The sequence below is a fragment of the Trichocoleus sp. DQ-A3 genome, assembly GCF_039961975.1.
Classification (GTDB): Bacteria; Cyanobacteriota; Cyanobacteriia; order Cyanobacteriales; family FACHB-T130; genus FACHB-T130.
The window spans coordinates 23,077-29,916 of the sequence record NZ_JAMPKC010000046.1 but is presented as its reverse complement, the minus strand read 5'-3'; the positions used below and the strand labels follow the sequence as shown (position 1 = coordinate 29,916).

Below are 6,840 nucleotides of genomic sequence, written 5' to 3'. Positions count from 1 at the left end.
GCGCAGGGGAATAGCAGTAGGCCGGACCAGCCGACAAATACGAAGCGATCGCGCTTGAGCCAGTCGTCAATGGCGTCAAACCACCCTCTTGAACTTGGCGCGCGTCCGACTGCGATAGTCATGACAGCAAATCTCCAAACAGGTTAGTTATAAGTACAGTCATCGCGATTTCTGCTGGCTCCACCTGTAACTAGATGGGCTACGCAGAAAACAAACTAGGATGTCAATCTAGTTTACGATTCTTTACTGAGTTTAATCTTATTATGTCCAACTTGCACAGTTTTGGGTAAATTTATTTAACTCATTTTAATATTTAGCGGTAGGGGCGACAGATGCGATCGCAGATGTTCATCACTCGCGACAGTTCAGGAAGTGAGTGCGCTTAAAGTCCAGGCTAGGAAAGGAATTGCGAAACTTACCAACGCCAAGATAGAGGCGAAGATGAAATCCTTTCTCCCCTGCTCAACGAATTTTCCCATCGGGCAGCAACTGGCTCGCGTCTGAGATACTAGGGATGTGGAGCCGATATTTAATTGCAATTGCTTAACTCATGTTTACAATCGACCTAATTTTGAAAAATACGCCGATGTCGTTGTCGGTGCAACGGAAGTCAGACGAAGATGCCCAAAGCGTTTACCAAGAAATTCTGAATGCAATCCGCTCTGGCAACGCGCAACTGTTAGAACTCACTTGCGAACGCCAGCCGGAGAAAAAAATCGGCATTCTCAGTAGCGAGATTGTTGCCGTTCAGATATCTCAGAAATCCAGCACAGCATCGGCTGGAAGACCTCCCGGCTTCTTCGCCCTCGCTGAATGAACACGTTTCCTGCTGGTGTCGAAATGGTCAAGCCTGCCATTCAAGTCAAAGACCTTTGCTTCAACTGGCCTAAAGGGGAGAAAGTCTTAGATTCCTGTTCTCTGGAGGTGCCCAAGGGTGAATTCTGGATGCTTTTGGGCACCAACGGCAGTGGAAAATCAACATTGTTGAGATTACTGGCTGGGCTGTTGCGTCCCCAAGCAGGAGAAATTCAGATATTAAACCCAATTGGCTTTGTCTTCCAGAATCCCGATCATCAGTTGGTGATGCCGACAGTCGGGGCTGATGTTGCCTTTGGGCTGGTGGAGGAAAATCTCTCGCCCGCTGAGATACGCGGGCGGGTAGAGCAAGCACTGGCAGCGGTTAATTTACTCGCGCTGGAACGACGCCCCATCTATGCTCTGAGTGGGGGTCAGAAACAGCGAATTGCCATTGCCGGTGCGATCGCCCGCCGATCGGAAGTCTTACTATTAGATGAACCCACCGCCCTGCTCGATCCGGATTCTCAGTTGGATTTAGTCGCGCAAGTGCAAAGCTTGGTGAAAAGCCGGGGTCTGACTGCCCTTTGGGTCACGCATCGATTAGATGAGTTAAATTATGCCGACGGGGCATTCTTACTAGAGCAGGGCTGCGTAGTGGATCGAGGAGAACCCAAACGCTTAAGACAACGCCTCCTGCAAACCCAAGATTCCTCCTTGTAACCAAAAACTATTTTTGGGCAGGCTTTGCCTAGTTCTGCAAAAAGGACGACAGAACTGACTTGACTATATTGTTAAGATGATGAAATAGTTATTTTCACCTAAAAAATCTTGGCTTAAAACAATGCAACGCCCATCCCCGCAGGCTGTTTTGCTCGTTGACGGCTACAACGTCATTGGACTATGGTCTTACCTGCAAAGAACCCGCGATCGCAATGGGCTAGAAGCAGCTCGTCTTGAATTAATTGAGGCTTTGGTCAATTACAGCGCTTTTAAGGGCTTTGAAACTCAAGTTGTATTTGATGCCCAGTATCAAGACACACGCAGTAATTGTGAATCTATCACCCACGAGCTATCAGTCTATTACACGGATTTTGGGCAGACAGCAGATACTTACATCGAAAAAACCTGTGCCTCCTTTCGTTACAATCCCTACAGATCGGCACGGCGCTTGATTGTCGCTACATCAGATCGGGCGCAGCAATTAACAGTAGTGGGGTATGGCGCAGAATGGATGTCAGCGCAACAGCTGGGTTACGACGTAGAATTAACCGCTCGTGCGGTTATACGCAAAAATAGACCCAAGAAACATTCGTCGGGGCGTTTTTTAGCGAATTCCCTGGATGCTAAAGCTCGCGAGCGTCTGGCTGAGTGGCGTTTGAACCAGAAATAACTGAACATTCATTCGGCTCAAAAAAATTTCTCAGAAAACTATAAAAGGGCTTGACAAGTTATATTGGCACTCGCTAATATTAGTAACTGTTGAAAAGATTGAGTGAACGATCCTCAGTAGCTCAGTGGTAGAGCGATCGACTGTTAATCGATTGGTCGCAAGTTCGAATCTTGCCTGGGGAGTTTAATTAATTTAATTGTAAGGATGAAGCATGAAAGAGAAAATTTCAGACTTCATCCTTCGCCATTCAGAATTTCAGAAGTTATGGTCGCTTGACCCAGCCGTAACGTTCCTGAATCATGGTTCGTTTGGTGCTTGTCCGCTGCCGGTTCTGGAAGCCCAACAACGCTACCGGGCGCAACTGGAAAGGGAACCTTTGCGATTTTTTGTGCGGGAGTTTGAGCCGCTGCTGGATGCTGCACGGGATGAGTTAGCTCAGTTCGTGGGTGCCGATCCAGAAGAGTTGGTATTTGTCCCGAATGCGACAACTGGAGTGAATGTGATATTGCGATCGCTTGGCTTAGCCGATCCGAGCGATGCATCGCTTGCTTTCTCCCCAGACGACGAATTACTGACAACAGATCAGGAATACAATGCCTGCCGCAATGCGCTCAATTTCATTGCCAGTCGGACTGGGGCGCGGATAGTGGTGGCAACAGTACCTTTTCCCATCACATCGCCAGAACAAGTCATCGAAGCCGTGATGGAACAGGTTTCACCCAGAACAAAGCTAGCGCTGCTAGATCATGTAACCAGCCAGACAGGGCTAATTTTTCCTATCCAGCAACTCGCTCACCAACTGGCAGAGCGCGGCGTCGATACACTGATAGACGGTGCCCATGCGCCAGGGATGCTGCCGCTGAATCTGCGGGAACTCGGAGCGACTTATTACACTGGCAACTGTCATAAGTGGTTGTGTTCCCCGAAAGGAGCCGCATTTTTATATGTGCGGCGCGACAAGCAATCGGCAATTCGTCCGCTAACGATTAGTCATGGTGCCAACTCGCCCCGAAAAGAGCGATCGCGCTTTCATCTAGAATTCGACTGGATGGGCACCGACGATCCCAGCGCTTATCTGTGTGTCGCAGAGGCAATTCGGTTTTTGGGTTCGCTGTTGCCGGGGGGATGGCGCGAATTGATGGCGCGTAACCGAGCAATGGCATTAACAGCACGACAACTACTTTGCGAAACGCTACAGGTGTCGCTACCGTGTCCCGATGAGATGATTGGTTCGATGGCAACCGTGCCATTGCCGGATGAAATACCGGACAGCCCAGGAGAAATGCAAATAACGCCGCCACTACAAGATGCGTTATGCGATCGCTTTGGGATTCAGGTGCCGGTGATTTATTGGCCTGCACCTCCCAAACAGCTGATTCGGATTTCAGCTCAACTTTACAACACTCCGGCGCAGTATGAATATCTAGGTAAAACGCTTGTGGAATTACTGTCTAGCTGACGAAAGACAACTGATGTAAGCCACTAAAACATCCAGAAAACCTTCCTGGAAGATAGAAATTAACCTTACCTTTACAGTTTTTTTCTTGATTTCTATAACCGTAACTTAACTCACGCTTGCATTTTTACAAAATTAAGATGTACTCTTCTTGTGATAAAAAAAACGAACCAAGCATTTCTACTTGGCTCTAAGAGCAAACACCAAATCACAGAAGTCTATAACCAAGGGAGAAAGACTATCTCAGGAAGGGAGATAATTTTGATAGCAGTTCTAATATTTAATATTTAGGCTCAGAACCGCGCTGTCTTTATGTTTATAAAGTTATCAATTTCCAAAACAAACAGAATCAATCTTCGGTGGGAAACTTCCTGAGGTCTTAGCTCTCTCTGAAGGAATATAAAACTTTCTGTTTTGCTGGGACAAACGCCTGTAAGGGCAGAATGCCCAGTTAGACCATTTTTGACTAGGGATTGGAAATGCTTGCGGCTTATAGATAACAAGAGATCGCTTTTCTCTGAACTGATATCTACTGCGAACCTTGCTGAGTCACTCGCGCTAGCTGATTGGCAAAGTAAGTTTCCTGATACTTTAACGACCTTGCCAATTCCAACCCTTGTTCAAACGCTGCTTTTGCTGGCGCTAAGTCCCCGCGTTCTAGATGAATCTGACCGATTTGGTCGTAGGTTTTCATCAAGTTATAGTAATCGTAGGACTGCCGCTCTACCTGCAAAAGAGTTTGATAAACCTGCAAAGCATATTCAGGTTGTTTATAAGTTCGGTAGAGATCTCCTAGTTTTTTCAAAGCTTCGCTGGCAGAAGCAAACTGCTGTAAAGACCACGCTATATTATAGGCTTCTTGGTAGTTTTTACTCGCTTCATCTGGTTGTTTGAGAGCTTCGTAATCGGTAGCGATCGCTATCTTCAACGCTGGTATCTGAGTTAAATCATTAATGGCGAGGTAACTTTCTGCCAGCCGTTGCTTCACTTTTAAAGAATTTTCCGGTTGCTTCGCCTTGTCGTAAATGTAAGTCAGCTGTTGCAGATAAACCACTTGGTTGACCGTATCGCCCTGTTGAGTGGCAAAACTCAGCAATTCCTCATAAGTTGCCGCTGCCTTAGGATAATCAAACCAGTTCAGGTGCAATTGGGCAATGATTTTCAGCATTGCCTCTTCTGTGGCTTTATCTTGGCGCTGCCGTGCATCAGCCAGCAACAGCTGATAATCCTCCAGCGCGGGGGCTGGCAGTCGTATCTGCTGGTAAGCTTGACCCAAAGCTTGCAACAGCTTTATGTCCACTGCCGAGACAGGGGAAGACAAAACAATTTCTTCAGTTTTGCCTCCATTCAGGTTTGTTTGCTGGCGCGGCGTTTTGCCTTTCGGCTCTGGTGTCCTGCCAAAAGCCCGATCCTGAATTGCTTGCAGACGCTTGGTGATGATTTGCAAATCAAGTTTTTGATTATTTTCCCACGCGATCGCGCCAACCCGTCCTAGCGCTTCTACCTCTTCCACCGTCCCTAGCGATCGCCGCAATCGCAATTCCCGATACCAAATTTCAAACGCTGCCGGTGCATTACCGGCTTTAAGCTGAGCAGCTGCCTGAGCATTTAATTCATCCAGAGCCTGCCTGAATTGGCTGATTTCTCCAGGAGTCAGGGGACGATCTACTTGCGGCTGCGGCAGCAGTGGATCGGGTGTCGTTATCTCTAAGGGGTTGGGTTTGGGTTTATTATCCGCCGCAGTTGCTGCCCATCCGGCAGAACCAGAACACAGTAGGAACAAAACGGCAGCAATTCCCAGTCCTAAAGCGCTTGAGCGACGTTGCTGCAACCACAGACGAGCAAGCAAATTCTGCATAATATTTTTAGCGCGAGCAGTTTAAATTGTTAATAACAAACTATACAAGCAGACCTGGTTAATATCAGAAGTTGTAGCGTTTCTCACCCAACTGACTGCTACAGTAAAGCGATAGTTTCCGCGCTTGTTGTGAAGTTTAGGAGAAAGCTGGTGAACGGTGGGCAATTTAGACCACGATCTTGGGTGCTGGGGATAGCGATCGCCTTACTGACTTTTGTCACTTCCTGCGGAGTCCAGCCAGGAATGACACAAGATCGAGTTTTTCTGGATCTATCCCTCGACTTTTTAGGGGAATACCAGCTACCCAAGACGAAATTTAAGGATACACCTGTTTCTGGCTTATCGGGGCTGACCTACGACCGGAAGCAGAACCGTTTTTACGCAATTTCAGATGACCGCAGTAAGTTTGCCCCAGCCCGGTTCTACACTCTCAACATGGTTATCGATGACGCCAGCGATGGCAAAATTGGCATCCAGAAAGTAGAAGTTGAGAACGTTACCTTTCTAACCAAGGAAGATGGCAACACCTATCCCAAGAGTACGGTGGATACGGAAGGGATTGCTCTGTCTCCTCAACAATCAGTATTTATCTCTAGCGAAGGGGTCGCCCGCGATGGCATTGCCCCCTTTATCGGGGAGTTTGACTTAAAAACTGGACGTCTGCGGCAGAACTTACCCATCCCGGAACGCTATCTTCCCGACGTCAGTGGCAATACAACCCAGACTCGTGGCATCCAGAATAACCTGGGGTTTGAAGCCCTGACCCTCAATCCCGTCGGTACTCTCCCAGCAGCCGGGGAACCGTTTCGTCTATTTACTGCCACTGAGTCATCATTGATGCAGGATAGCGAAGCAATTAGTTCAAAGCAGGGAGCAAAATGTCGGATCTTGCACTATTTGCTCAGCGATGGCCCACCGCTGTTGATTGCCGAACATTTATATGAAATGGAACCGCCTCCAAGTGGGGCACTCAAAGATGGCTTGCCGGAATTTTTATCTTTAGATGCAGGGGGGCACTTCCTCACCTTGGAACGTTCTTTGAGCCTGTTAGGTTACAGGGTGAGAATTTATCAGGCAGCAATGGGCGGGGCAACAGATATTTCTAGTGTTCCCAGCCTTAAAGGTGAGCTTACCGGCATTGAGCCAGTGAAGAAAAAGTTGCTGTTGGACTTGGATGAAATAGGCATTCCGTTGGGCAATTTGGAAGGCATGACTTTTGGCCCCCGCTTGCCGGATGGCAGCCAAAGTTTACTTCTAGTCAGTGATGATAATTTCCAAGATAAACAGACGACTCAGTTCCTATTGTTCCGACTCAAAAGTAAGCGTTAAAAACAGTTG

General features: G+C 47.7%; 6 protein-coding genes, 1 tRNA gene and 1 pseudogene. 6 read left to right on the top strand and 2 right to left on the bottom strand.

Annotation, left to right across the window (positions count from 1 at the left end):
• Nucleotides 1-122, bottom strand: a pseudogene (locus tag NDI44_RS27925) (photosystem II D2 protein (photosystem q(a) protein)); the annotation flags it as partial.
• A 428-nt stretch (nt 123-550) separates the two neighbouring features.
• Between NDI44_RS27925 and NDI44_RS27920 the strand changes: the two are divergent.
• The 5 genes from NDI44_RS27920 (at nt 551) to NDI44_RS27900 (ending at nt 3,647) form a co-directional block, all read left to right on the top strand.
• The gene (locus NDI44_RS27920; protein ID WP_190411751.1) at nt 551-817 is read left to right on the top strand and encodes a hypothetical protein; all 267 of its coding nucleotides are present in this window, start codon (nt 551-553) and stop codon (nt 815-817) included.
• 23 nt (nt 818-840) lie between these two features.
• Nucleotides 841-1,518 (top strand): ABC transporter ATP-binding protein, encoded by a 678-nt coding sequence (locus NDI44_RS27915; protein ID WP_190411754.1) that lies wholly within the window; start codon nt 841-843, stop codon nt 1,516-1,518.
• 121 nt (nt 1,519-1,639) lie between these two features.
• Entirely contained in the window at nt 1,640-2,188 is a 549-nt protein-coding gene (locus NDI44_RS27910) for an NYN domain-containing protein (RefSeq protein WP_190411750.1), read from the top strand.
• Nucleotides 2,189-2,298: 110 nt separating this feature from the next.
• A tRNA-Asn gene (locus NDI44_RS27905) sits at nt 2,299-2,370 on the top strand.
• Between the two features lie 29 nt (nt 2,371-2,399).
• The gene (locus tag NDI44_RS27900; RefSeq protein WP_190411749.1) at nt 2,400-3,647 is read left to right on the top strand and encodes an aminotransferase class V-fold PLP-dependent enzyme; all 1,248 of its coding nucleotides are present in this window, start codon (nt 2,400-2,402) and stop codon (nt 3,645-3,647) included.
• Nucleotides 3,648-4,173: 526 nt separating this feature from the next.
• On the opposite strand, the gene NDI44_RS27895 is transcribed toward NDI44_RS27900, so the two are convergent.
• Entirely contained in the window at nt 4,174-5,502 is a 1,329-nt protein-coding gene (locus NDI44_RS27895) for a tetratricopeptide repeat protein (protein WP_190411748.1), read from the bottom strand.
• 150 nt (nt 5,503-5,652) lie between these two features.
• Here NDI44_RS27895 and NDI44_RS27890 point away from each other — a divergent pair, with 150 nt between their 5' ends.
• Nucleotides 5,653-6,831, top strand: coding sequence for an esterase-like activity of phytase family protein (locus NDI44_RS27890; RefSeq protein WP_339380219.1), 1,179 nt, complete (start codon nt 5,653-5,655; stop codon nt 6,829-6,831).
• The last annotated feature ends 9 nt before the right edge of the window (nt 6,832-6,840 follow it).